The 22,833-nt window shown below is 47.4% G+C and carries 23 protein-coding genes; 4 read left to right on the forward strand and 19 right to left on the reverse strand.

Going from position 1 to position 22,833, the window contains the following annotated elements; all coding sequences use genetic code 11:
* Nucleotides 1-66 precede the first annotated feature (66 nt).
* The 13 genes from GKG41_RS08455 to mtnA form a co-directional block, all read right to left on the reverse strand.
* On the reverse strand, nucleotides 67-1,281 hold the full coding sequence (locus tag GKG41_RS08455) for an LL-diaminopimelate aminotransferase (RefSeq protein WP_154258090.1): 1,215 nt from the start codon (nucleotides 1,279-1,281) through the stop codon (nucleotides 67-69).
* 69 nt (nucleotides 1,282-1,350) lie between these two features.
* Entirely contained in the window at nucleotides 1,351-2,184 is an 834-nt protein-coding gene (gene dapF / locus GKG41_RS08460) for a diaminopimelate epimerase (protein WP_154258091.1), read from the reverse strand.
* A gap of 18 nt (nucleotides 2,185-2,202) precedes the next feature.
* A complete protein-coding gene (locus GKG41_RS08465) occupies nucleotides 2,203-2,748 on the reverse strand; it encodes an ANTAR domain-containing protein (protein ID WP_154258092.1) in 546 nt (181 codons plus the stop codon).
* 55 nt (nucleotides 2,749-2,803) lie between these two features.
* The gene (gene glnA, locus GKG41_RS08470; protein ID WP_154258093.1) at nucleotides 2,804-4,135 is read right to left on the reverse strand and encodes a type I glutamate--ammonia ligase; all 1,332 of its coding nucleotides are present in this window, start codon (nucleotides 4,133-4,135) and stop codon (nucleotides 2,804-2,806) included.
* 123 nt (nucleotides 4,136-4,258) lie between these two features.
* Complete coding sequence (locus GKG41_RS08475) at nucleotides 4,259-4,501, reverse strand: helix-turn-helix transcriptional regulator (protein ID WP_154258094.1); 243 nt, start codon at nucleotides 4,499-4,501, stop codon at nucleotides 4,259-4,261.
* 120 nt (nucleotides 4,502-4,621) lie between these two features.
* Nucleotides 4,622-5,809, reverse strand: coding sequence for a [FeFe] hydrogenase H-cluster maturation GTPase HydF (gene hydF / locus GKG41_RS08480; RefSeq protein ID WP_154258095.1), 1,188 nt, complete (start codon nucleotides 5,807-5,809; stop codon nucleotides 4,622-4,624).
* A gap of 76 nt (nucleotides 5,810-5,885) precedes the next feature.
* On the reverse strand, nucleotides 5,886-6,404 hold the full coding sequence (locus tag GKG41_RS08485) for a transcription repressor NadR (RefSeq protein ID WP_154258096.1): 519 nt from the start codon (nucleotides 6,402-6,404) through the stop codon (nucleotides 5,886-5,888).
* Nucleotides 6,405-6,457: 53 nt separating this feature from the next.
* Complete coding sequence (gene nadC, locus GKG41_RS08490; protein ID WP_154258097.1) at nucleotides 6,458-7,309, reverse strand: carboxylating nicotinate-nucleotide diphosphorylase; 852 nt, start codon at nucleotides 7,307-7,309, stop codon at nucleotides 6,458-6,460.
* Nucleotides 7,275-8,630 (reverse strand): L-aspartate oxidase, encoded by a 1,356-nt coding sequence (locus tag GKG41_RS08495; protein ID WP_154258098.1) that lies wholly within the window; start codon nucleotides 8,628-8,630, stop codon nucleotides 7,275-7,277. The genes nadC and GKG41_RS08495 overlap by 35 nt, the downstream gene beginning before the upstream one ends.
* Nucleotides 8,631-8,642: 12 nt before the next feature.
* Complete coding sequence (gene nadA, locus GKG41_RS08500; RefSeq protein ID WP_154258099.1) at nucleotides 8,643-9,551, reverse strand: quinolinate synthase NadA; 909 nt, start codon at nucleotides 9,549-9,551, stop codon at nucleotides 8,643-8,645.
* A 39-nt stretch (nucleotides 9,552-9,590) separates the two neighbouring features.
* Nucleotides 9,591-10,934, reverse strand: a complete 1,344-nt coding sequence (locus GKG41_RS08505; RefSeq protein ID WP_154258100.1) for an MATE family efflux transporter — start codon at nucleotides 10,932-10,934, stop codon at nucleotides 9,591-9,593.
* A 180-nt stretch (nucleotides 10,935-11,114) separates the two neighbouring features.
* Entirely contained in the window at nucleotides 11,115-12,383 is a 1,269-nt protein-coding gene (locus tag GKG41_RS08510) for an amidohydrolase (protein ID WP_173015621.1), read from the reverse strand.
* A complete protein-coding gene (gene mtnA, locus GKG41_RS08515) occupies nucleotides 12,380-13,450 on the reverse strand; it encodes an S-methyl-5-thioribose-1-phosphate isomerase (RefSeq protein WP_154258101.1) in 1,071 nt (356 codons plus the stop codon). The genes GKG41_RS08510 and mtnA overlap by 4 nt, the downstream gene beginning before the upstream one ends.
* A gap of 189 nt (nucleotides 13,451-13,639) precedes the next feature.
* Here mtnA and GKG41_RS08520 point away from each other — a divergent pair, with 189 nt between their 5' ends.
* Nucleotides 13,640-14,674 carry an acyltransferase family protein gene (locus GKG41_RS08520; protein WP_154258102.1) on the forward strand — a complete coding sequence of 345 codons (1,035 nt, stop codon included), beginning with the start codon at nucleotides 13,640-13,642 and terminating at the stop codon, nucleotides 14,672-14,674.
* Nucleotides 14,675-14,740: 66 nt separating this feature from the next.
* On the opposite strand, the gene GKG41_RS08525 is transcribed toward GKG41_RS08520, so the two are convergent.
* Together GKG41_RS08525 and GKG41_RS08530 are read right to left on the reverse strand one after the other, a co-directional pair.
* Complete coding sequence (locus GKG41_RS08525; RefSeq protein ID WP_154258103.1) at nucleotides 14,741-15,694, reverse strand: 4Fe-4S binding protein; 954 nt, start codon at nucleotides 15,692-15,694, stop codon at nucleotides 14,741-14,743.
* Nucleotides 15,695-15,782: 88 nt separating this feature from the next.
* Nucleotides 15,783-17,408 (reverse strand): FAD-dependent oxidoreductase, encoded by a 1,626-nt coding sequence (locus GKG41_RS08530; RefSeq protein WP_347563345.1) that lies wholly within the window; start codon nucleotides 17,406-17,408, stop codon nucleotides 15,783-15,785.
* A gap of 173 nt (nucleotides 17,409-17,581) precedes the next feature.
* Here GKG41_RS08530 and GKG41_RS08535 point away from each other — a divergent pair, with 173 nt between their 5' ends.
* Genes GKG41_RS08535 through GKG41_RS08545 form a run of 3 tightly spaced genes read left to right on the forward strand, consistent with a single transcriptional unit; the run spans nucleotide 17,582 to nucleotide 19,452 of the window.
* A complete protein-coding gene (locus GKG41_RS08535) occupies nucleotides 17,582-18,508 on the forward strand; it encodes a LysR substrate-binding domain-containing protein (protein WP_154258104.1) in 927 nt (308 codons plus the stop codon).
* 14 nt (nucleotides 18,509-18,522) lie between these two features.
* Nucleotides 18,523-19,182: a DUF2238 domain-containing protein gene (locus tag GKG41_RS08540; RefSeq protein ID WP_154258105.1), complete on the forward strand. Its 660-nt coding sequence runs from the start codon at nucleotides 18,523-18,525 to the stop codon at nucleotides 19,180-19,182.
* A gap of 15 nt (nucleotides 19,183-19,197) precedes the next feature.
* Entirely contained in the window at nucleotides 19,198-19,452 is a 255-nt protein-coding gene (locus GKG41_RS08545) for a TfoX/Sxy family protein (protein WP_154258106.1), read from the forward strand.
* On the opposite strand, the gene GKG41_RS08550 is transcribed toward GKG41_RS08545, so the two are convergent.
* Genes GKG41_RS08550 through GKG41_RS08565 form a run of 4 tightly spaced genes read right to left on the reverse strand, consistent with a single transcriptional unit; the run spans nucleotide 19,445 to nucleotide 22,736 of the window.
* On the reverse strand, nucleotides 19,445-20,578 hold the full coding sequence (locus GKG41_RS08550) for an ABC transporter permease subunit (protein WP_173015622.1): 1,134 nt from the start codon (nucleotides 20,576-20,578) through the stop codon (nucleotides 19,445-19,447). The genes GKG41_RS08545 and GKG41_RS08550 overlap by 8 nt on opposite strands.
* The gene (locus GKG41_RS08555; protein WP_154258108.1) at nucleotides 20,550-21,452 is read right to left on the reverse strand and encodes an ABC transporter ATP-binding protein; all 903 of its coding nucleotides are present in this window, start codon (nucleotides 21,450-21,452) and stop codon (nucleotides 20,550-20,552) included. Before GKG41_RS08555 ends, GKG41_RS08550 begins: the two co-directional genes overlap by 29 nt.
* Nucleotides 21,440-22,192 carry a hypothetical protein gene (locus GKG41_RS08560; RefSeq protein ID WP_154258109.1) on the reverse strand — a complete coding sequence of 251 codons (753 nt, stop codon included), beginning with the start codon at nucleotides 22,190-22,192 and terminating at the stop codon, nucleotides 21,440-21,442. Before GKG41_RS08560 ends, GKG41_RS08555 begins: the two co-directional genes overlap by 13 nt.
* Nucleotides 22,182-22,736, reverse strand: coding sequence for an RNA polymerase sigma factor (locus GKG41_RS08565; RefSeq protein ID WP_154258110.1), 555 nt, complete (start codon nucleotides 22,734-22,736; stop codon nucleotides 22,182-22,184). The genes GKG41_RS08560 and GKG41_RS08565 overlap by 11 nt, the downstream gene beginning before the upstream one ends.
* Nucleotides 22,737-22,833 lie beyond the last annotated feature (97 nt).

Raw genomic sequence — 22,833 nt, forward strand, 5'->3', positions numbered from 1 at the left:
TTCCATAAACATAACGGGCCGGACCGCAGGCTAAAAGTATGCAGTCCGACCCCGTTATCTACTTTTCTATAATGCTTTTATTCTCTCAACAGCTTCCACCGTATTTTCATAGTTTCCAAATGCAGTAAGACGGAAGTATCCCTCTCCGCTTGGACCAAAGCCAGAGCCTGGCGTGCCCACTACGTTGGCCTTTTCCAGAAGATGATCAAAGAATTCCCATGATGTCATTCCATCCGGCGTCTTCAGCCAGATATAGGGAGCGTTAACGCCTCCGGACACGGTGTAGCCTGCGGATTTCAGGCCTTCATAGATCACTTTGGCATTATTCATATAATAGGCAACTTGTTCCTTTAACTGGGCTTTACCCTCCGGTGAGTATACCGCTTCTCCGGCGCGCTGTACAATATAGGGAGCCCCGTTGTACTTAGTGCCATGACGTCTTGCCCACAGAGAGTGTAGTGCCACATCCCCGCACTTCAAATCTTTGGGGATTACGGTGAATCCCAGACGGACTCCTGTAAATCCGGCATTCTTAGAGAAGCTTCTAAGCTCGATGGCGCAGGTTCTTGCCCCTTCACATTCATAGATAGAGTGGGGAACATCCGGCTCTGAAATGTATGCCTCATAAGCGGCATCATAAATAATCACAGCCCCAACTTTATTGGCATAATCTACCCACTCCTGAAGCTGTGCTTTTGTTATCGTAGATCCCGTGGGATTATTGGGGTAGCAGAGATAGATAAGATCCGGCGTCTCTCCCGGCAATTGGGGGGCAAAATCGTTCTCAGCCGTACATGGCATGTAGATTACATCGCTCCACGTCTCCGCCTTTGGATCATAGGTTCCTGTTCTCCCTGCCATTACGTTGGAGTCAACATAAACCGGATACACAGGATCACAGACTGCAATTTTATTATCCAGCGCAAAAATTTCCTGTATATTGCTGGAGTCGCATTTTGCCCCGTCAGACACGAAGATTTCATCCGCACCAATGTCACAGCCCCTGTCTGCATAGTCATTCCTGGCAATTGCACTTCTCAGGAACTCATATCCCAGGTCCGGCGCATATCCGTGAAACGTCTCTGCATGTGCCATATCTTCCACTGCGTCATGCAGTTTGCCGATAATAGCCGGAGCCAGAGGCTGGGTAACATCTCCAATTCCCAGACGGATAATCTTTTTATCCGGATTGGCCTCTGTGAAAGCATTCACTTTTTTGGCAATGGTAGAAAACAAATAACTGCCCGGCAGTTTCAAATAATTATCATTAATCTTAAACATATATTTCCTCCTAGGTAACTGTTTCTGTTCCTATTCTAATATAAACTCCTTCTTCTGGCAATAGGGCAGCTACAGTAAAATTTCTCCTTCAAATACCACGGCCGCAGGCCCCGTCATATACACCAGATCTTCTTTTCTGTCCCAGTATATCCTGAGATCTCCCCCCAGAAGCTTCACAGTAACCTCCTCGTCCGTATAACCGTTTACTATAGAGGCAACAGCCACTGCGCAGGCTCCGGTTCCACATGCCAGCGTCTCCCCTGCGCCCCGCTCCCAGACCCGCATCTCGACGGAGCTTCGATCCAGGACATGCACAAACTCTGTATTAATCCGATCCGGAAATGCAGGGTGGTGCTCAAATGCAGGGCCGATTCTTTCAATCTCCAGGTTCTTAATGTCGTCCATGTAGACTACAGCATGAGGATTTCCCATAGAAACACCGGTAATATAATACTCCCTGCCATCCACGTCAATGGGCTGTCGTATCACCTGTTCCCGGTCACTGTGTATGGGAATCTGAGACGCCTTAAATTCAGGCCTTCCCATATTTACTTTCACCAGGCTAACTTTTCCATTTTCTATGGTCAGATCCAGATATTTCACCCCGCTCTTTGTATCAATGCTGATGTTTGTCTTATGGGTAAGTCCATAGTCATAGACATACTTGGCCACACAGCGGATCCCGTTGCCGCACATAGCTCCCTGGGAACCGTCTGCATTATACATATCCATCTCAAAATCTGCATTCTTTGAAGGTTTTATTAATATCAGGCCGTCAGAGCCAATGCCAAAGTGCCTGTCACTGACAAGCCTTGCCACCCTTCCCGGATCCTCTACCTTTTCCTCCAGGCAATTTACATACACATAGTCATTCCCGATGCCATGCATCTTTGTGAATTTCATATCGGTTTCCTCCATTAATTACTTCATCATGCTCAGCACCATCTGTGCCATCTCTGCCATATTTGTGCCGCTGTCCATACTGCACTTCTGGATATAACGGTGTGCCTCCTCCTCTGTCATATGGTTCCGCTCTATCAGAAGCTTTTTGGCTTCGTCTATTACCGCCTGTTCCTCCGGACGCCTTGCCTTAGGCATGGAGGGGCGTCTTTTCCTCCACCTGCTGATGTTCCTCTCCATCATATCCACGGTTTCCAGCAGCTCATGCACCTTCAGAGGCATCGCCACTGAGACAATCCCATTGGGATCCCATTGACTTAAAACCCGGGGGGAAGCCACCAGCAGCATCTCAAAATGCCTGGGCAGACATTCTGCCAGCTCTGTATAAAGCATATCCGCATAACGGTATCCGCATACCACAATTCCATCATTCAGGGTATTGGCATGATTCAGGGCCTGTGCACCTGTTGTGCACACCGCCGTCACCTCATATCCATGGCGTACGAGCAGATTCCTTATATTTTTTCCGTCTTCCTGTTTTGGAAAAAGTACAATCATATTGCTCATTCTTACGCCTCCTGTCTATTCTACCATTAAATAGTACCAATTGCGATAGGAAGCATCAGAATTTGCTGAGATAATGATCTACCTCCCAGTCAGTTACCTGTATGGTGTAATCCTGCCACTCTGCTTTTTTCGCCTGAATGTAGCGTTTCGCCAGATGTTCTCCAAGGACCCCCCGGATGAATTCATCCTTTTCCAGCTCCCTGACGGCCTCTCTCAGATTGGAGGGGAGAGAATCGATCCCCTCCTCTTCCTTCTCGTCCACAGACATACGGAATATATTCTTATCCACGCTTCTGGGTGGCTTCATCTTATTCTTAATTCCATCCAATCCTGCTGCCAGACAGACTGCCAGTGCAAGATACGGATTTGCCGTGGGATCCGGGCTTCTCAGTTCTATTCTTGTCTCCTCCCCCCTCGCTGCAGGAATACGGATAAGCGGGCTTCTGTTTGTAGCCGACCAGGCGATATAAACCGGAGCTTCATAGCCCGGCACCAGCCTTTTGTAGGAGTTCACCAGGGGATTGGTGATAGCTGTCATCCCTTTCATATGTCGGATAATTCCCCCAATAAAGTAATAGGCGTCCTCACTCAAGCCCATTGCGTCAGCCGGATCCGCAAATGCATTCTTTCCCGCTTTAGACAGAGACATATTTATATGCATTCCGGACCCATTCATTCCATACTTCGGCTTGGGCATAAATGTGGCATGGAGCCCATGGCGTTTGGCAATTGTTTTTACAGCCAGTTTAAAGGTCATGATATTATCTGCTGTGGAGAGGGCTTCGTCATACCGGAAATCAATCTCATGCTGTGCCGGAGCTACCTCATGGTGGGATGCCTCTATCTCAAAGCCCATCTCTTCCAGCGTCAGAACCATATCCCGTCTGGCATTCTCACCCAGATCCAATGGAGCCATATCAAAATAGCCGGCCTTTTCGTGGCTGAGTGTGGTGGGCAGTCCGTCATCGTCTGAGTGATACAGGAAGAATTCGCACTCAGGTCCGGCATTAAACGTATACCCCATTGACGCCGCCTCCTTTAACGTCCTCTTGAGAATATACCGGGGATCTCCCTCAAAAGGGGTTCCGTCAGGGCGGTAAATATCACAGATCAGCCGGGCTACTTTGCCCTGCTGGGGCCTCCAGGGAAAAATTTCCAGAGTATCCAGATCCGGATACAGATACATATCCGATTCCTCAATGCGCACAAATCCATCGATGGAAGATCCGTCAAACATGCATTGATTGTCCAGGGCTTTTTTCAGCTGACTGGAGGTAATTGCTACATTTTTAAACATCCCGAACATATCTGTAAACTGGAGACGGATAAACTCCACATCCTCTTGCTCCACCAGTTCCATGATTTCCTTTTTTGTATATTTCGCCATCTTATACACTCCTCTCTGTTTCATTGCCACAGGGCCTATCTCTTTTCATACAGAAAAAAGGCACTCTTTCCCCAGAAAGAACGCCCTTGTTCTGTTTCATAATAGCAGTCGATCCATACTTTGTCAATCCTCAACTGCGTCTTCTGTCTCCCGGAGTATGGTTTCCATACTTACATCCAGGATCTTAGAAATCTTCCATATCTTCTCAACTGTTGGATTGCACTTTCCCTTCTCCAGGCTGCAGATATAGTTTCTGGTAACCCCGAGCCTGTTTCCCAGCTCTTCCTGGGTAAGCCCCTGGTCCTGCCTGCAGTTTCTCAGATTGGACCCTATCCTGCTCCAAATCTCTGTCTGCTTTCCTTCCATAGTATTCCCCCTCTTTTGTCTCTTTTCTTCTGCGCATACAGCCGCTGAAGAGGTCCTTATAAAATAATACGGAATACTACCTCACGAAATTACACCTGAATGTCAAATATTGTCGTTTTTTCATATTTCCGGAAAAGGCTGAAGACTTCGTTTCAGAATCCCCTTTATGTACGCAATCAGAATCCCATAATTTGTCATGGGAACCTTCTGATCCCTGGCACAGGACATGCGGTACTTCATTTCTCTTTCATTCAGCATGCATCCTCCGCAGTGGACAATCAGTCTGTACTCTCCCAGTTCCTCCTGAAACTCTGTCCCCGACGTAAACTCAAATTCCAGACTCTTTCCCGTATACTTCCGGATCCAGCCAGGGATCTTAACAGTGCCGATATCATTGCACTGCCTGTGGTGGGTACACCCCTCACTGATCAGTATCTTATCCCCGTCCCTCAGCGTCTCCAGGCATTTTGCCCCCTCCACATTGTCCTTAAGGCTGCCCTTATACCGGGCAAACAGGATGGAGAATGAGGTTAACAGAATATCCTCAGGGGTATCCTCAGACACCCGGCTAAACACCTGACTGTCCGTAATGACAAGAGCCGGCTTCTTTCCCAGCTGGTTCAGGGTATTTTTCAATTCATTTTCCTTTACTACAATAGAAACTGCATCAGATTCCAGAATATCACGGATCGTCTGCTGCTGGGGCAGGATCAGCCGCCCCTTGGGAGCCGCCTTGTCTATAGGCACAACAAGAACAATAAAGTCCGAAGGCTTTATGAGATCCCCCACAATCCTTCTCTCTTTGTCCTCCTTGCTCCCCTGTCTGGCAATCATCTCCTTCAATTCATGGATATTGCTTCCTTCTTTGGCACTGACCCAGATCTCATTTTCTTTGACCGGGGCAGGTTCCTCACACTGGTCCGCCTTATTATAGGCCACAATAAAGGGGATTCCCTTTTTTCTAAACCTCTCAATCAGAGCCTCATCTTCCCTTGTCTTTCCAAGGCATCCGTCCACCACCAGGACTGCCACGTCGGTCTTATTCAGCACCTGATAGCTCCGCTTTACGCGAAGCGCTCCCAGGTCACCTTCGTCATCAATCCCCGGAGTGTCTATTACCATAACCGGTCCCATGGGAAGGAGCTCCATGGTTTTATATACAGGGTCTGTAGTGGTTCCCCTTACCTGAGAGACGATTGCCAGATTCTGCCCTGTCACTGCATTGATTACACTAGATTTTCCTGCATTTCTCCGCCCGAAGAATCCGATGTGGATCCGTTCGGAAGCAGGGGTTTGATTCATGCCCATAGGTATCCCTCCAAATTCTGAATCATCTTTGCTTTTTTACATTATAGGCACAATACAGTCAGAATGCAATTTCTTTTTATCTGCGGTCTTCCTCAATGAGATACTTCTTTTTTCTCAGCTCTTCTTCTATCATATCCAGTGTCTCCCTGCTGTCTGCCTCTATGGTATGCCAGTGTTTGCCGGAAGTAAGGTTTTTCAGCGGACTTGACTTCCCGCCGGAGATGCCGGATACGAACTCCTGTACGTTTCTCCGGGAGCTTACCCCAATGGGCGCCCTCAGGGAACCATATACCTCGTGTCTGATAAAGACATCAATTACCTTTCCTCCCAGATCTACAATGGTATTCAGTTCATCTTCAATCTCCTCATCCGCATGGCAGACCTCCACCACCCTGGTAACGGACACAGGCATATGAATCAGATATCCTTTCGTAGTTGAGAAGATATCATAATTGGCAGCCCGAAGGAGGGCAATGTCCTGTACTACCACCTGCCGGCTCACATGGAACCTTTTCGCCAGAGCGGTACCGGAGATCGGCACATCCGCTTCCTGTATTGCCTGCAATATTTCACTGCGTCTTTCTTCCCCAGTCATAGAAACTTCCTTTCTTTTTTATGTTTCTATACGTTGGCTTTGCTGCCTGCTGTTTATAATGCATGAAGATTTTTGAGAGAAACGTCCAGGATGGGAGCAGAGTGGGTCAAAGCTCCGCTGGATACATAGTCTACCCCTATATCTGTTATCTTTTTAATGTTTTCCCTGGTAACATTGCCGGAACATTCTGTCTCTGCTCTCCCTGCTGCCATCTCCACAGCCTTTTTCATCATCTCGGGAGGCATATTATCCAGCATGATAATATCCGCCCCCGCATCCAGCGCCTCCTGCATCATTTCCAGGTTTTCAACCTCTATCTCTATCTTGCGGACAAACGGCGCATATTCCTTTGCCATCTGTACGGCTCTGGCAACGCCTCCCGCGGCCCCGATATGATTGTCTTTGATGAGAACGCCGTCCGAGAGATTATATCGGTGGTTATATCCTCCTCCTATTTTTACCGCGTATTTTTCAAAAATACGCATATTAGGTGTTGTCTTTCTGGTATCCAGCAGCTTCGTCCCGGTCCCTTTTAAAAGCTCAGCCACACTCCTTGTATAGGTGGCGATCCCGCTCATCCGCTGCAGGAAATTAAGGGCGGTCCTCTCCCCGGACAGAATGGCACGGATGTCCCCCTCCACAACAGCCAGGAGATCTTTATCCTTTACCTCATCTCCGTCTTTACAGTACATAGTCACTTTGACAGACTCGTCCAAAAGCTGGAATACCCGCTTAAATATATCCATTCCTGCAATCACACCGTCTTGTTTGCATATGAGCTGCGCAGTTCCCTGCTTTGCCTCCCTCATAACTGCATTGGTGGTTACGTCTTCGCTGGATATGTCCTCTGCCAGTGCCTGGAGCAGCAGGTTATCCACATTTAGCTTGGTTGTGATTGGATTCATTCTCTTCTACCTCTCTGTTCTTCTTTTCTATCTCTTCCAGAATCGCCTTTTTCAGGCCTCCGAAATAATGTTCCTCATTCTCATAATCCTTTTTCTGTATCCCGTACCTACGCTCCAGCTCTGTCCAGTCCCGGCATCCCTGTACCTGAGAATTTTCTTCGGTTCCCGATAGAATTGCACAGGCTGCCCGTTTGGCAAAGACAAGGCTTTCCAGCAGGGAATTGCTGGCCAGCCGGTTGGCGCCATGGACCCCGTTGCAGCTGGTCTCGCCGGCTGCATAGAGATGCTTCATAGAAGTACGGCTGGACAGGTCCACATCCACGCCTCCCATGAAATAATGCTGAGAAGGCACAACCGGAATCCATTCTTTTGTCACCTCATAGCCCTCTTCCCTGCACTTCTGGCAGATATTGGGGAACCTCTTCCACACATCGTGCCTGGTTATTGTCATCATGGACAGCCACACATGCTGAGTTCTGTCCTTTTTCATCTGTTTCAGAATCTCTTTGGTGAGAAGATCCCGCGGCAGCAGCTCATTAACAAACCGCTCACCCTTTTTGTTATAGAGAACCGCGCCTTCCCCCCTTACAGATTCAGAGATCAGGAACCGACGTCCTTTTTTTTGAGAATATAGGGTTGTAGGGTGTATCTGTACATAATTCACATGCTCCAGATCTACTCCCCTGCGAAGAGCGATCCCCAGGGCATCACCGGTGAGATGGGGATAGTTTGTGGAATTGTCATAGATTCCCCCGATACCTCCCGTAGCCCACAGTACATCCCGGGCCATAACAGGACGAAGGTCTCCCGTGCTGGTTTTCATCAGGATTCCCTCACAGCGGTTCTCTCTGGCAAGAATATCCATCATAGTCGTTCTGGTGAGTACTGTGATATTTTTCCTTTTTCTTACCTGGTTTAAAAGATGGGAGGTAATCTCTTTCCCGGTTATATCATCGTGATAAAGGATACGGTTGGTAGAATGAGCACCTTCTCTTGTATAGAGAAGGCTTCCGTCCTTCTGTGCAAATTCAACGCCATATTCCATCAGTTCCCGGATCACATCTCTGGAGGAACGAATCATAACCTCCACAGATTCCCGGCGGTTCTCATAATGCCCTGCCCGGAGGGTATCCTCCATAAAGCTTTCGTAGTCCTCCTCCTCTTTTTGGACACAGATCCCCCCCTGCGCCAGAAAGGAATCACTCTCTTCTAATTCCCCTTTGGTTATCATCAATATACTTTTGTCATCCGGCAGGTGCAGCGCCGCAAAACAGCCTGCCACCCCAGTCCCCACTATGATGACATCATACTTCTCTTCCATACGGTCTCCTAACTATTTGGCCAGTTCCAGCATACGGATCAACGGCGCGTGTGCTTTCCTCCCAAATTCCTCCTCAAGTTCTATCCGGGGCTGTCCGCTTTCCAGTGCTCCGATAATCTTTTCAAGTGTTATCTTCTTCATATTCGGACATATCTGCGTGTTGCCGGCAGCATAGAATCTCTTGTTCGGGTTCCGTTTCTGAAGCTCATACATCACGCCCATCTCCGTCCCTATGATGAATTCCTCCCCATCGCTCTCAGTGGCATACTGTATTATCCCTGACGTACTTCCCACATAATCTGCCAGTTCTGTGATCTCTTCTCTGCATTCCGGATGCACCAGGATCTTTGCCTTAGGCCTTGACGCCTTAATCCTTTCCAGATCTTCTCTCCGGATGGCAGTATGTACATGGCAATAGCCGTCGTTAAATATAAAATTTTTTTCCGGAAGCTGACCTGCAATATACCGGCCAAGATTCTCATCGGGAATAAAATAGATATTTTTATTTGGCAGTGCCCTCACGATTTTCAGGGCATTGGAAGACGTCACACAGACGTCCGCATGCGTTTTCAGTTCCGCTGTAGAATTCACATAGCATACCACCGCCAAATCCTGGTATTTCTCACGCATCTCCCCGATCTTTTCTACTGTAGCCATATGAGCCATCGGGCAGTCCGCATGGGCATCCGGAAGCAGTACAACCTTATCCGGATTCAGGATCTTCGCGCTCTCCCCCATAAAGGATACGCCGCACAGTACGATTGTTTTCTCTTTTACTTTTGTGGCAATCTCACTTAGATAGTAGGAGTCTCCAATATAGTCAGCCACCTCCTGTACCTCGTCTCTCACGTAATAGTGCGCCAATATAACAGCATCTTTCTCTTTTTTCAGCCGCTCAACAGCAGCTATCTTCTCATTCATACTTATCCTCCCATATATTATCATATTGGCGATAGTATATCACATGTTTTTACAGCTGACAAGACAGCTGTATTTCCAATATTTAAAAATGTAATAAAAACTCAATAAAATGGTCCCGCTCTCTGCAATAGGCACTACCAGCCAGATCCCCTGCATACCCCAAAAGCCCGGCAGCAGAAATACAAGTACCGCGTTAAGGACAATCCCCCGCAGCAGAGCAATGGAGAGGGATTCCCGCGCCCGGTCAACGGAAGCCAGGACTGCTGCTGCCACAATATTGAGTCCCATTGTCAGAAAGGCGGTAAAATAAACCGGCATTCCTTTCGCCGCAATCCCTTCGAAAGCTGCATCCCCTCCCCCATTAAAAATTCCTATCAGCTCATGGGTGAAAAGGATTCCCGGCAGACAGCAGAGGACGCCCAGAATCCCGGCCAGAATCAATGCACGCCTAACATAGGAAAAGACTGCTTTGATATCCCCGCTCCCGTAGCCGCGGCTGACCAAAGGCTGGATCCCCTGGGCAATCCCATTAAATATGGACATAACTATAATGGCCAGATTTGCAATCACCCCGTAGGCGGCAACTCCTACACTTCCTGTCAGATTCAGAATCACATAATTAAATAAAAGTATTACAATCCCGGAGGATATCTCTGTCACAAAGGAAGCGCCGCCCAGGGACATCAGCTTCACCAGAGCTTTTCCCTGGAACCGGCACTTCTCCAGGCGGAATTGATTCTTACCCTTCCAGATATGGGCAGATGCCACCAGCATGCTGAACAGGGGAGCCAGCCCTGTTGCAAATGCTGCTCCGAACATCCCCCATCCGAAACCAAAGATAAAAAGAGTATCCAATAGTATGTTGCTGAAACTGCCTGTCAGCATCGCCGCCATAGCCAGCCTGGGATTTCTGTCATTTCTCACAAAGCACACCAGAACATTGTTAAACAGGAAGGGGACAGAGAAAGCCAGAAGCGTCCTCATATAAGGGATCAGGCATTCCATTACCTTCCCTTCTGCCCCTAAAAGTATCCCCAGAGGCTTCGTAAAAGCTACGCCGGATACCGTAAAAAGTATCCCCAGGATAAGCGCTGTCCTGCAGGCTCTGGTAAAGGCAATATTGGCTTTTTGGCCCTGCCCCATCCCCTGCTCCATGGAATACAAGGTGGCGCCTCCCATGCCCAGCATCAGACCCACGCCGTTTACCAGTGAATACACAGGTATTACAAGGTTAAGGGCTGCCAGGCCGTCGCTTCCCACTCCGTTTGCAATACATAAAGTATCCACAAAGACAAAGCATGACAGACCTATCATGCTTAAAATATTAAAGGACACATATTTCCAAAAGGCTCCCGGTCCCCATTCTGCTTTTTGTTTCATCATTCTCTCCCTTTCTTATTCCGGATTATGCGTGGCCGCCCTGCCAACAGAAAAAGCACCAGTCCCGGATTCCCTCTGGCCTGCTGGAATCCGTGTCTGATGCTCCTATACCTGCATCTATCCGGCGATAGATACGGGCAGCATAATCTTTTCATTTAGTCTCAGGAATGTATTATAGCAAATTTACTGTATTCTGGCAATAATTTCGTTTGCTTTTTTATAAACTTCCTCCGCATCTGTGCCGATATTAAAACATCCGTCCTCATATAAAATCCGTCCGTTTACCATAGTCAGCTTAATATTCTGTTTGCTTCCGCTGTATACCAGGTTTTTGGTGATGCAGTTGAGAGGCTGCATATTGGGCTGATGAAGATCCACAAGAATTAAATCTGCCAGCTTTCCTTCCTCCAGTGTGTCACACTCCCCAAGCCCCATGGCCCTGGCGCCTCCAACAGTAGCCATATACAATACCTGGTTGGCATCCACCACCGACGCATCCCTCTCCCGTATCTTTGCCAGACCTGTGGTGAGAAACATCTCCCGGAACATGTCCAGGCAGTTGTTGCTGGCCGGACCGTCTGTTCCTATGGCCAAAGGGATCCCCATATCCAGCATTCTCTTTACCGGGGGAATCCCGCTGGCCAGCTTCACGTTGGATCCTGGATTGGTTATAACATACAACCCCCGCTTTTTAAAGATTCTTAAATCTTCTTCTGTCATATGAACACAATGGTACCCTCCTCCCCCATAGTCAAAGAGCCCCAGACTGTCCAGGTATTGGGTGGGAGTCATGTGGTTTCTATCAAGACACTGCTGTACCTCCGACAGGCTTTCAGAATTGTGGGTATACACAGGCGCCTTATATTTATGAGAGAGTTTTGCCAGCCCTGCCAGAAGCTTTTCGGATGTAGTATACTCTGCATGAAATCCCAGCCGGAAAGAAATGAGAGAATGGTAATGATTATACATGTGATACCACTCTTCTATTTCCTCCAGAGACTGGCTGAAGTCATTCATTCCTCCTGTCATGACTGTACGGAAACCACAGTCCACAGATGCCTCAGCAATAGTGTCCGGCGTCAGATACATATCAAAATTAGCCGTGATCCCGCTGGTCAGGTATTCCATAATAGCCAGCTTTGACAAATGGTAGATATCCTCTGGTGTTAATTTGGCCTCCATGGGAAATACCTGCTTATTCAGCCAATCCAGAAGCGGCATATCATCTGCATAGGAACGCAGAAACGTCATGGCAGAATGGGTATGTGCATCTTTAAAGCCGGGCATAATGAGATTTCCGTTTCCGTCTATTTCCCGGTCCCATTCTTCCTCTCTGTGTTTCTCCTCCCCCACATAAGCGATCCGGTTTCCCTTTATCTGTACTTCGCCCCGGGTAACCTGGAAATCGTCAGCCATGGTCAGAATTCTTACATTATAAAAGCGTATCTTCATCTTGTCTCTCCTTTTTTCTGGAAAATCATCCGCAGACTGTCTGTATAAGGCGGCCTGCAGATCCCGTATTCTGTGACTATTCCTGAAATCAGTCTGTGATCCGTTATGTCAAACGCCGGATTGTAGCATTTCACCGAAAGGGGTGCCATTGACTCCCGATAAAATTTGTCCTTTATCTCACGGCCGTCTCGAATTTCTACGGGTATGCTGTCGCCGGACGGGCATTCTAAATCAATGGTAGAGGTCGGACCCAGCACATAAAAGGGTATCTTGTAATAGGCTGCGAGGATTGCCACCTGGCTGGTACCTATCTTATTAGCGGTGTCCCCATTGGCCGCCACCCGGTCACAGCCCACAAAACAAGCCTGGACCCAGCCGTTTTTCATAACCGTTCCTGCCATATTATCACAGATCAGCGTCACATCCACCCCCGCATTCTGCAGTTCATAGCACGTCAGCCTGGCCCCCTGCAGCAGGGGTCTTGTCTCATCTGCAAATACTCTGAAGTTCATCCCTTTCTCTCTTCCCAAAAGGAGAGGTCCCAGAGCGGTACCATACCTGGAGGTTGCCAGAGGACCTGCATTACAGTGCGTCAGAATCCCATCCCCGTCCCGAATGAGACTCAGGCCATATTCTGAAATAGACCGGCACATTTCCACGTCCTCTCTCTGAATCGCCAGGGCTTCCTCTCTCAGATGCCTGCAGATCTCTTCCGTATTTTCCTCCCTGTGCTTCTTAATTACCGCTTCCATACGGTTCAGGCCCCAGCTTAGATTAACAGCAGTAGGGCGGGAAGCCATCAGATACTTCTTGTATCTGTCAAACTCCCTGACGAATTCCGGCTTATCCTTCCCCCGCATCTGCAGAGCCAGGCAATACATACCGTATGCACCGCAGATCCCTATGGCAGGCGCACCTCTGACCTTTAAAAGATAGATCGCATCGTATATGTCTTCGGCAGTTTCCAGCCGCAGGTAAACCTTCCGGTTAGGGAGCTGTGTCTGATCCAAAATGACAACAGCTTTCCCGTCATCGCTCAGCCTTACATTTTCTATAAAATCCGGCATACTATCCCCCCTGTCTATATCTACCCTTATTTTTTCACATCTGAGTGAATTATGCAACTTTTTTACCATGAATTTCCGTCAGATCCCCCATCCATTTTTTTACATAACTGCGCTTGCAAAAGTAATAAACCCGTAGTAAGATTACTTTTAGCACAGCCAGAAATATCTAAGTTTAACAAGGAGCAAGCAATGAATACCCCCAAAACAAGAGATTTTCTCTTAGATAACTATAAAGCCCTGCTTATTTTTCTTGTGGTAGTAGGACACTTTATAGAAGAGGGATACGATTCCAACCCCTTTTTATACGAGCTGAAATGGTTCATCGTATCCTTTCATATGCCAGCCTTTATCTTTGTATCCGGATACTTTTCCAAGAAGCAGGCATCTCTTGGAAGACTGATTCAAAGGCTTATCATTCCTTATCTGGTATATGAAGTCATGTATTACCTTTTATACACACTGATCATACATAAAGAGACAAAGCTATACCTGTTATATCCTAAATTTTCACTGTGGTATCTTATGGCACTGTTTGTCTGGCGGTTTATAACGCCATATATCCGCAGGATTCCCGCTGCCATCCATATTCCCTTTGCCATCCTGGCAGGCCTTTTGATGGGGTGCAGCAGCATGGATGACAACTTCCTGTCTATACCCCGGATTGTGGTATTCTACCCCTTCTTCCTGGCAGGAATTCATTTTAACAGGGAATGGCTTTCAAAATACAGAAGCAAAATAACAAAAGTCCTGGCGGGTCTGCTTTTGTGCCTTGGATGTGTATACCTGTATGCAGATCCAATACACCGTAATCTATCCCCCAAGATATTCTACGGAAGATATAATTATGAATATCTGGAATTGTCAGATATGGACGGAATGTGCATCCGCCTGCTCTGCTATGGGATATCATTTGCCCTTACATATCTTCTCATGTTCCTGATCCCGGACAGAAAAATCTTGTGTTCCTGTCTGGGCAACCGTACCATGTCTATCTATTTGTTTCATGGTTTGGTTTACTCCAGTTTTAAGCAGGCCACCGATTTATTGGAGCATATCTATACCTGGTGGGAAGTTCTGGCTCTGTTTGGACTCTGTATCTTCCTGGTGTGGATATTTTCCAGGAAGCCGTTTGTAGACTTTACCAATGATGTGGCAAAGATAGAATTGCCGAGGGGACCAAGGCGGCCCAGGAAAAGGTATAAAAAGGGGACGTGTTCTTCCTAGAAAGTACACGTCCCCTTTTGCACTCAGGGTGTCCCTTTTCAAGACCGCCCTGTCCCTTTTTGATTTTTAGCAGGTTGCTCCTCCTACCAGATGAAGTTTTGCATCCAGGATTTCCTGCTTTCTTTCCATAAGCCCATTCCCCATAAGCTGTTCTTCCACGTTCTCAAAGCCAAGCCTTTCAATGGTGGAAGCAAACCGTTCCCCGGTTTTACCCTGCTCCCGATACAGGAGAATTACTTTTTCTATTATTTCCATTAATTCTTCTTTGGAGGTAAATACTTTTGACAGCGGCTGTCCCAGAGCAATCCGTTTGCCCCATCTCCCTCCCAGGTAGATTTTGTATCCGACTTTGCCGTCTTCAATGGCATCAAAGTTGCACTTTCCTACACAGAGGCCGCAGTTTGTACATTTCTCTTCGTCGATTTCCAGTACCCCGTCTACAACCTTAGCTGCCTGGGGAGGACAGACTTTCTCCACCGGACATTTTTTACAGCCGTTGCAGCAATCTTCATCATAGTTTGGAATCAGCTGACCCACGATTCCAAGATCGTTCAGATCCGGCTTTACGCAGTTGTTAGGACATCCGCCTACAGCTATTTTAAACTTGTGCGGCAGTTTTACTTTTTCATAGCCTTTATAGAACTTCTCATGGATCTCTTCTGAAATTGCGTATGTATCAATTAACCCGTATTGGCAGGTAGTACCCTTGCAGGATACTACCGGACGTACTTTGGAGCCGGTTCCTCCGGTTTCCAGTCCGGCCTTTGCAATGTAGGCCCGAAACTCTTCAATCTTATCAAATGGAATCCCCTGTATTTCTACCGTCAGCCGGGTGGTATACACCACATTTCCATTTCCAAATAATTTTGCCGCCTCTCCCAGACAGATCTGCTGCTCTGCTGTGATCTTTCCATTTTTTGTGATAATTCTTCCTGAAAAGTTATCTGTGCCTTTGTTGCTTAAAAACCCCAGACCTTTTACTCTTTTTTCCTCTTCCGGGCTAATTGTTAATGTTGCCATTCTGTATTTCCTCCTATTTTTACATTTATTCTATATTAATATTAATACAGCGACCTCTAAATAGATACCCTTTTTAAAAGAATTTCTCTTAAAAATCTGACCCGTTAAAAATAGTTCCTCCCTCAAGTGCCTTGGTATTAGTATATCCATAGTATTTCAGGCGGTTCTGAAGCATATATGCTCTCTTTCCTTTGGAGCAGACCAGAAGCAGTTTATCGTCTTTTCCAAACTGAGGAAGTTCTCCGTTCACACTGGAAAGATCAACATAGACTGCGTTCTCCAGCGACGGCTGAATGGAAACATCAATCACCTGATATCCGTCGGCTGCTCCCTCTCTGTACTGCACCGGTGTAAAGGTATCGAATTCACCTTCCATCTTGTTAAGAAGAACATTTACGGTATGTTCAAAGGGATGAATGGCAGTTGAAAACGGCGGTGCATAAGCAAAGTCAAGATGCTCCAAATCATCTACTGCTGCATTCATGCTTAATGCCATCACAGCAATATCCACCATCTTATCCACGGCGCCGGTTCCCAGGCACTGGATGCCCAAGAACTTTCTGGACTTCGCATCTGCCACTAATTTGACGATGAAGCTGGAAGCACCCGGATAATAGTGAGCTTTGTCATCCACTACTGCCATTACGCTGACCGGTTGGAATCCGGCTTTTGCCGCGTCTGTCTCGGACAGTCCTGTCCGCCCTGCATTCAGCCCCGGAAGTTTTACAATTCCTGTTCCAAGAACCCCCGGATAGGCAACCTTTTCTCCGGCAATGTTTTTAGCTGCGATTCTTCCTTCAATATTTGCGGAGGAACCCATAGGAGACCAGGCGGCCGCCTTTGTCAGACGGTTGCAGACCATGGCACAGTCACCCAGCGCATAGATATTCTCATCGTTTGTCTGCAGATACTCATTCACCTTAATGGTGCGGTTTGGCATCATCTCAATTCCTGTGTCTGCCAGAAAGCCTGTGTTTGCCCGGATTCCCAGAGACATAACAATAGCGTCTGCCTTCATAGCCTTGCGGCTGGTCTGTACCTTTTCCACCTTATCTGTGCCCACAATGGCCTCCAGCTTTGTATTGGTAAATGCCATAATTCCCTCATCTGCCAGATGGTCCTCCACGTACTCTGTAATCTCCGGATCAAATCCCGGCATAATATGCTCTGCCATATCAATGACAGATACCTTTACCCCTTTTTCCTTCAGATTCTCTGCCACCTCAAGCCCGATAAAGCCGCCTCCGGCTACTACCGCGCGCTTAATGCTTCCTCCGTCCACTGCAGCTTTTAAAGCATCCGCATCCTCCGGTGTACGCATAAAAAATACATTCTCCAGGTCAATCCCCTCAATAGGAGGTTTTACGGGGGACGCTCCTGTGGAAATCACCAGTTTATCATATGTATACACTTTTACTTCACCGGTGTCCACATTTACCCCAGTCACACACTTCTTATCTCTGTCTAAACCAGTCACTTCAATCCCTGTCAGGACTTCCGTTCCTGTAAGCTTTGCAAAGCTATCCGGTGTATTTGCAATCAGCAAATCCCTGTCCTGGATGACATTTCCCACATAATAAGGAAGGCCGCAGCCTGCATAAGAGATCTCTTTGCTCATTGTTAAAATCGTAACCTCAGCACTTCTGTCCAATCGTTTTAATTTTGCCGCAACCTTTGTACCGGCTGCTACCCCGCCAATAATTAATACTTTCACGAAAATACGCCTCTTTTCTTTTATTTTGCAGTTCCAGTGATTCTGCCGACTGCATTCCGGCTTTTTTATCTATTCCTATGATAACACTTGATTTATCATAGGTAAACTAATATAATACTATATAAAACATAGGCATTACCTATATGTTATTGTATTGGATAAGGAGGCCATTTATGACAATCAGACATCTGAAAGTATTTATAGAAGTGGCAGAAAAAGGAAAGATGAGTGCAGCGGCAGAGGCGCTTTTTATCACTCAGCCCTCTGTCAGCCAGGCTATCCGCGAGCTGGAGGAGCACTACACCACCCTTCTGTTTGAGCGTCTGTCGAAACGGCTGTATATTACAGAGGCAGGTAAACTCCTCTACGGATACGCAAAACAAGTCGTCTCCCAGTTTGACCTGATGGAAGATAATATGGCACCGGACAATCTGAAAGAAAAACTCAGGATCGGAGCCACTCTCACCATTGGGGGCAGTATCCTGTCCCCTCTTGTAAAAGACTTTCGGGAGGAGCATCCTGAAATAAATATTTTTGCCTGTGTAGATAATACGCAGGACATTGAACAGAAATTACTGAATATGGAGCTGGATGTGGCCATTGTGGAAGGACAGGTAAAGCACCATGATCTGGTGTCTATTCCTCTCATCAAAGACCGTCTGGTTTTGGCCTGCAGCAATGAGCACCCCTTTGCAGGCAGGGCCTCCGTATCTATCCATGAACTGGAGGGCCAGGAATTCGTTATGCGGGAGCCGGGAAGCGGCACCAGAGAGCTTTTCGAAAAATACCTTGAAAAACACAAGATAAAGATCCATACTGTCTTTGAGGAGCACTCTCCGGATTCCATCCGGAAAGCGGTTTTAATTAACAACTGTCTTACCGTAATCTCACCCCGCCTGCTGGAGTCAGAGCTTCGGGAAAATAAGGTATACATATTTGTCAATGCCCGCCAGGACTGGAACCGGTCCTTCAGCTTTGTATACCACAAAGATAAATTCCTGACCCCATCCATCCGGCATCTGCAGGAGCTGGTGACCAGTTACGGGGAACACGAGGTTCTGGCCGACATTCCGGCCGGACGTCTCACAGTATCTGCATAAATCGGAGGTTATAAATGAATACCATTGATGTAAATGAACGCTACAAAAAAATCTGCGGCTATTATGGGGCCGCCATTATCCTGGCGGGTATCCTGACAGGAATCTATAATATAATAAATTCTACATCCTATTACGTAATGCTGGCCTTCTCTTTCTGCGCCTTTGCCTTCATACCTTTTGTATTTAACAAGGTATTTCGCCTTCGCCCGACCTATATTATACACTTTGCTATCTACGCCTTCTCTACCCTTGCTTTTGGAATCGGCATGATTTTAAACGGCTACCACCTTGTACCCGGCTATGATAAGTTTGTACACTTTTTATCCGGTATCGTTTTTACGCTTATCGGGTGCTGTATTTTCTACATCTTTAAGCCAAGAAAAAAGCTGGAGAGAGAGGATGCCCCTCTCACCAGCCTGTTTTCCCTCTGTTTTTCTCTGGCTGTAGCCTGCTTCTGGGAAATTTTTGAATACGTTATTAACTTTATTCTACACAATGACCCCCAGAATGTATTTACCACAGGGGTAAATGATACCATGCAGGATATCATCGCCTGCCTTCTCGGCTCCTTTGCCGTTGCCTTTAGTCTCTGGCACTATCTGGCCAGGGGCAGGGAGAATTTCTTCTCAAGGATCCTGCAGAGCTTCTGCGATATAAATTTAACTGCCAAGTAAGAAAGGAGGATGATTATGGGTGAACTATCTAAACTTCCCAACATCGGCCCAGCCGTGGAGGCACAGCTGGAAGAAGTAGGCATTACCACACCGGAGCAGCTAAGAGAAACCGGCAGCCGGCAGGCATGGCTGAAGATTAAGGCCATTGATGATTCTGCCTGTATCCAAAGACTTTACGCCCTGGAAGGTGCAGTCCTGGGTATCAAAAAAAGCCAGCTTCCATTGGACACAAAAACAGAGTTAAAAGAATTCTACCGGCAATTCAAGTGATCTGATATCTGCTGTAGCGTCGGCACCCTTTCAGCACACAGAATACGGTTACAACAGCCACAATTCCGTATTCACTCCACCGGAACACAGCCGATGCGCTGGACAGTTCCGCCATAGGCATAAAAAGTGTCAGGGAACCAATGATTCCCCGGAGAAGGATTACGGTTCTGGAGGGACCCAGCATAGTTAATATAATACTGTACATTATCAGAGGAAGCACATAAAAGAAAAGGGACCACAGGAGGGATTTAAACGTCTGCCGGCACCGGGACGATATAAAAAGTGTAATCCCTCCTGTCCCGATGTTGGCCAGAAACCCCGCCAGCAAATATCTTAAAAGAAGTCCCCCTGCCGTTCCCCTGGAGGCTCCCATATAGTATAAATCAGGGAAAACCAATTCCCCGCTTGCCCTTAATCCCTCTGTGCCGTAAACTCCTGCGAAAAGGGCAAAAAGTGCCCCGGACACCGCCAGATAAAGAATACCCGTAAGTCCCAGCACGGCCCCTGCCTTACAGACGGCATTTTTTCCCCGCCCATACTCTGTTGTCATCAGCACATTTACGGTTCCAAGGGCATACTCTTCTGAAAATACCGGTGCTGCCGCAATCACCGTCAACACAGCCAGAATCAGTCTGGCCATCATATGCATTTCAAGAAAATCACTTCCCCATACATCCCCATATGCATACTCCAATCCCCCATCCATCAGCGCACTGATTTCCGGAACATCCTGTGCCCTCACCAGCGCAGGGAATTCGGAGCCCCATCTTCGGGTAGAAAGGGACTCTGTCACAAACCGGTTGCAGGCATTCTCATAATACCCTTTTTTGGTGTCACCTGTCTCCGGATCTGTCTTTAGATTGTCTGCATATTCTGTCCACCCAAAAGTATCAATGATATCCTCAGCCTTTTCGCGGGTTAGGGGACCTTCATAGTTTTTGGCTGCCTCCAGGTTCTTTTCAATGGCCTCCATCCTTCGGTAACAGATGCCGTCCTCATATACATACTCACCTCCCAGAACACCTGTCCAAAAATAAAACCCCAAAAACAGAAGCCCCGCAAAGAGTCCCAGGTATAATATCTTTCTGGTACAAATCTTATATATTTCTGTCTGCAATATCTTCATGCGCTCCCCTTCCCTCTTCTGTAACATACAGATAAACATCTTCCAGACCCGGTTCCGCCGGTACTGCATTTTCACAGGGCTTATCCACCGAAAGCATGCGGAGTCTTACCTGGTTATCCACATTTTTAAGATTGCTTACCGGATACCTTTCTGTATACTCTTCCACTTTGTCCCCGGGGATCATACATTCCCATACACAGCCATACATCCTCTTTACCAACTCTTCCGGGCTGCCTCTCCCGATAATCTTACCCTTTTTCATAAGGAGAATCTCGTCTGCGATATAGGCTACATCTGCCACAATATGGGTAGACAAAATCACAATTCTGTTTTTTCCAAGGGAGCTGATAATGTTCCGGAAGCGGATGCGTTCTCTGGGATCCAGCCCGGAGGTAGGCTCATCCAGAATCAGAATCTCCGGATCGTTGAGCAGTGCCTGAGCGATTCCCAGTCTTCTCACCATTCCTCCGGAAAAGGTTTTAATCTTCTGCCTTTCCTCTCCTTCAAGCCCTACCAGCTTTAAGAGTTCCCGGCACCTCTCTTGGGCCATAGCCTTGGGCAGAGCCTTCAGCGATGCAAGGTACATAAGGTACCGCCATGGGGTAAACTCCGGGTAATACCCGAATTCCTGCGGCAGATATCCCAAAAGGCGTCTGTATTCCCTCCCCATATTCTGTATAGGAATCCCGTTGCAGACGATTTCTCCCTCCCCGGAAGGGAGAAGACTGCATATCATTCGCAGCAGTGTCGTTTTTCCCGCACCGTTTTCTCCCAGCAGACCGTATACCCCATTTGCAAACGAAACACTGATGTGATCTACTGCCATTTTCTCCTTATACTGTTTTGTCACCCGATCCAGCTTTAACTCCAGCATATTTTCTCTCCTCCCACAGACAGTTTCTTAAACAGAGAATGCAGCTCCAGCCCCAGAAGAACCACTCCCATGAGAAACACTCCCCCCCATACCGGCAGATACATCTGTCGGTATACACCCGGGAACGCCCCGGGGATCATGGCTGCCAGACCCATAAAGACCGCAGCCGTAATCTGAGGCCACTTTTTCCCCATGTTTCTGCCCCAGAACAGCAGAAGCAGGTAGCACCCGTGGGAGATCACAAAGGGGACAAGAATATACAGGCACAGGGCCAATATTCCAAAGTCTGTTTTTCTGGAAAGCCCCCCTATCACTCCTGTAAGAATAGCAACGTTTATACTCCCTGATAGTATCATTTTAATTGCCCAGAGCTGTCCCAGGTTAAAATAGCAGCTCTCTTCCAGCTCTCCCATCTGAAAAGACTGGCTTCTGCCAAGTTCCATCACGGTCACTATGCCTATGCTTGCTGCAAGAACGGAAGCGTAGAACAGATAGGGAGCATCCTCCCGGGAAAGATTTCCCAACAGAAGAAATAAGACTATCCCTACTCCCGCAAAAGCTCCCTGGCCAATCCAATACCCTCTGGATATATAGGAAAGCTGACTTTTCAGAATCTCCAGCCAAGAGGGACAGTACACCAGTCTCTTATAGGCGGCTGCCTCCTGTATTTTGTAAAGGGACTCCTTTTTCCTTATGGGATCCACCGGGAGTTCCGGCAGCTTTATTTTGTCATTCCCCATAAAAATCCTCCTTTCTCAGCATTTTTTTCAATTTCTCGGTTCCCTGCTTCATCCGGGATTTTACGGTGGATGTCCCTGCCCCTGTGACGGCTCCGATTTCCCTGTAGGTAAGCCCGCTGCAGCAGTGCAGAACAATTACCTCCCGCTGCATAGGCGGCAGACGCAACAATGCCTCCCGTACTTTTCCTATCCGCTCAGCCCTCAAGACCCTCTCACTGGCAGCGTCCCCGCCTATACACTCTCCCTCCGGATTCAGAAGCGAGTCCCAAAGCACTGACCTCCTCTTTTTCTCACAATGAAAATAGTCTCTGCATACATTCATGGCAATGGCAAGAAGGTACCCCTTCAGATTCTTGTGGCGGTAATGATCCACATACCGTATGAATCGGAGGAAGGTCTCCTGGGCAAGATCATAAGACTGATCCGGGCTGCCGGTCTGATAGCAGCAGAAGCGGTATATGTCATCGTAGTACTTTTCAGCAATGGTATTCAGGTATTCTTTACTGCCCTGCCGGATCTGCTCAATCATCTGGCCGTCATCCATAAAACATCCCTCCTTATTCCCTTTACCTATATAACTGCCATAATATCATAAAGGTTTTAAATATTTAAATAAAAAAGTCTTCAAACGCTTTGCTCTA

Source organism: Lactonifactor sp. BIOML-A5, assembly GCF_009677585.1.
Classification (GTDB): Bacteria; Bacillota; Clostridia; order Lachnospirales; family Lachnospiraceae; genus Lactonifactor.

Coding starts and splice junctions, on each gene's coding strand:
- GKG41_RS08455 (WP_154258090.1), bottom strand. CDS start 1,281: ATGTTTAAGATTAATGATAATTATTTGAAACTGCCGGGCAGTTATTTG.
- dapF (WP_154258091.1), bottom strand. CDS start 2,184: ATGAAATTCACAAAGATGCATGGCATCGGGAATGACTATGTGTATGTA.
- GKG41_RS08465 (WP_154258092.1), bottom strand. CDS start 2,748: ATGAGCAATATGATTGTACTTTTTCCAAAACAGGAAGACGGAAAAAAT.
- glnA (WP_154258093.1), bottom strand. CDS start 4,135: ATGGCGAAATATACAAAAAAGGAAATCATGGAACTGGTGGAGCAAGAG.
- GKG41_RS08475 (WP_154258094.1), bottom strand. CDS start 4,501: ATGGAAGGAAAGCAGACAGAGATTTGGAGCAGGATAGGGTCCAATCTG.
- hydF (WP_154258095.1), bottom strand. CDS start 5,809: ATGGGCATGAATCAAACCCCTGCTTCCGAACGGATCCACATCGGATTC.
- GKG41_RS08485 (WP_154258096.1), bottom strand. CDS start 6,404: ATGACTGGGGAAGAAAGACGCAGTGAAATATTGCAGGCAATACAGGAA.
- nadC (WP_154258097.1), bottom strand. CDS start 7,309: ATGAATCCAATCACAACCAAGCTAAATGTGGATAACCTGCTGCTCCAG.
- GKG41_RS08495 (WP_154258098.1), bottom strand. CDS start 8,630: ATGGAAGAGAAGTATGATGTCATCATAGTGGGGACTGGGGTGGCAGGC.
- nadA (WP_154258099.1), bottom strand. CDS start 9,551: ATGAATGAGAAGATAGCTGCTGTTGAGCGGCTGAAAAAAGAGAAAGAT.
- GKG41_RS08505 (WP_154258100.1), bottom strand. CDS start 10,934: ATGATGAAACAAAAAGCAGAATGGGGACCGGGAGCCTTTTGGAAATAT.
- GKG41_RS08510 (WP_173015621.1), bottom strand. CDS start 12,383: ATGAAGATACGCTTTTATAATGTAAGAATTCTGACCATGGCTGACGAT.
- mtnA (WP_154258101.1), bottom strand. CDS start 13,450: ATGCCGGATTTTATAGAAAATGTAAGGCTGAGCGATGACGGGAAAGCT.
- GKG41_RS08520 (WP_154258102.1), top strand. CDS start 13,640: ATGAATACCCCCAAAACAAGAGATTTTCTCTTAGATAACTATAAAGCC.
- GKG41_RS08525 (WP_154258103.1), bottom strand. CDS start 15,694: ATGGCAACATTAACAATTAGCCCGGAAGAGGAAAAAAGAGTAAAAGGT.
- GKG41_RS08535 (WP_154258104.1), top strand. CDS start 17,582: ATGACAATCAGACATCTGAAAGTATTTATAGAAGTGGCAGAAAAAGGA.
- GKG41_RS08540 (WP_154258105.1), top strand. CDS start 18,523: ATGAATACCATTGATGTAAATGAACGCTACAAAAAAATCTGCGGCTAT.
- GKG41_RS08545 (WP_154258106.1), top strand. CDS start 19,198: ATGGGTGAACTATCTAAACTTCCCAACATCGGCCCAGCCGTGGAGGCA.
- GKG41_RS08550 (WP_173015622.1), bottom strand. CDS start 20,578: ATGAAGATATTGCAGACAGAAATATATAAGATTTGTACCAGAAAGATA.
- GKG41_RS08555 (WP_154258108.1), bottom strand. CDS start 21,452: ATGCTGGAGTTAAAGCTGGATCGGGTGACAAAACAGTATAAGGAGAAA.
- GKG41_RS08560 (WP_154258109.1), bottom strand. CDS start 22,192: ATGGGGAATGACAAAATAAAGCTGCCGGAACTCCCGGTGGATCCCATA.
- GKG41_RS08565 (WP_154258110.1), bottom strand. CDS start 22,736: ATGGATGACGGCCAGATGATTGAGCAGATCCGGCAGGGCAGTAAAGAA.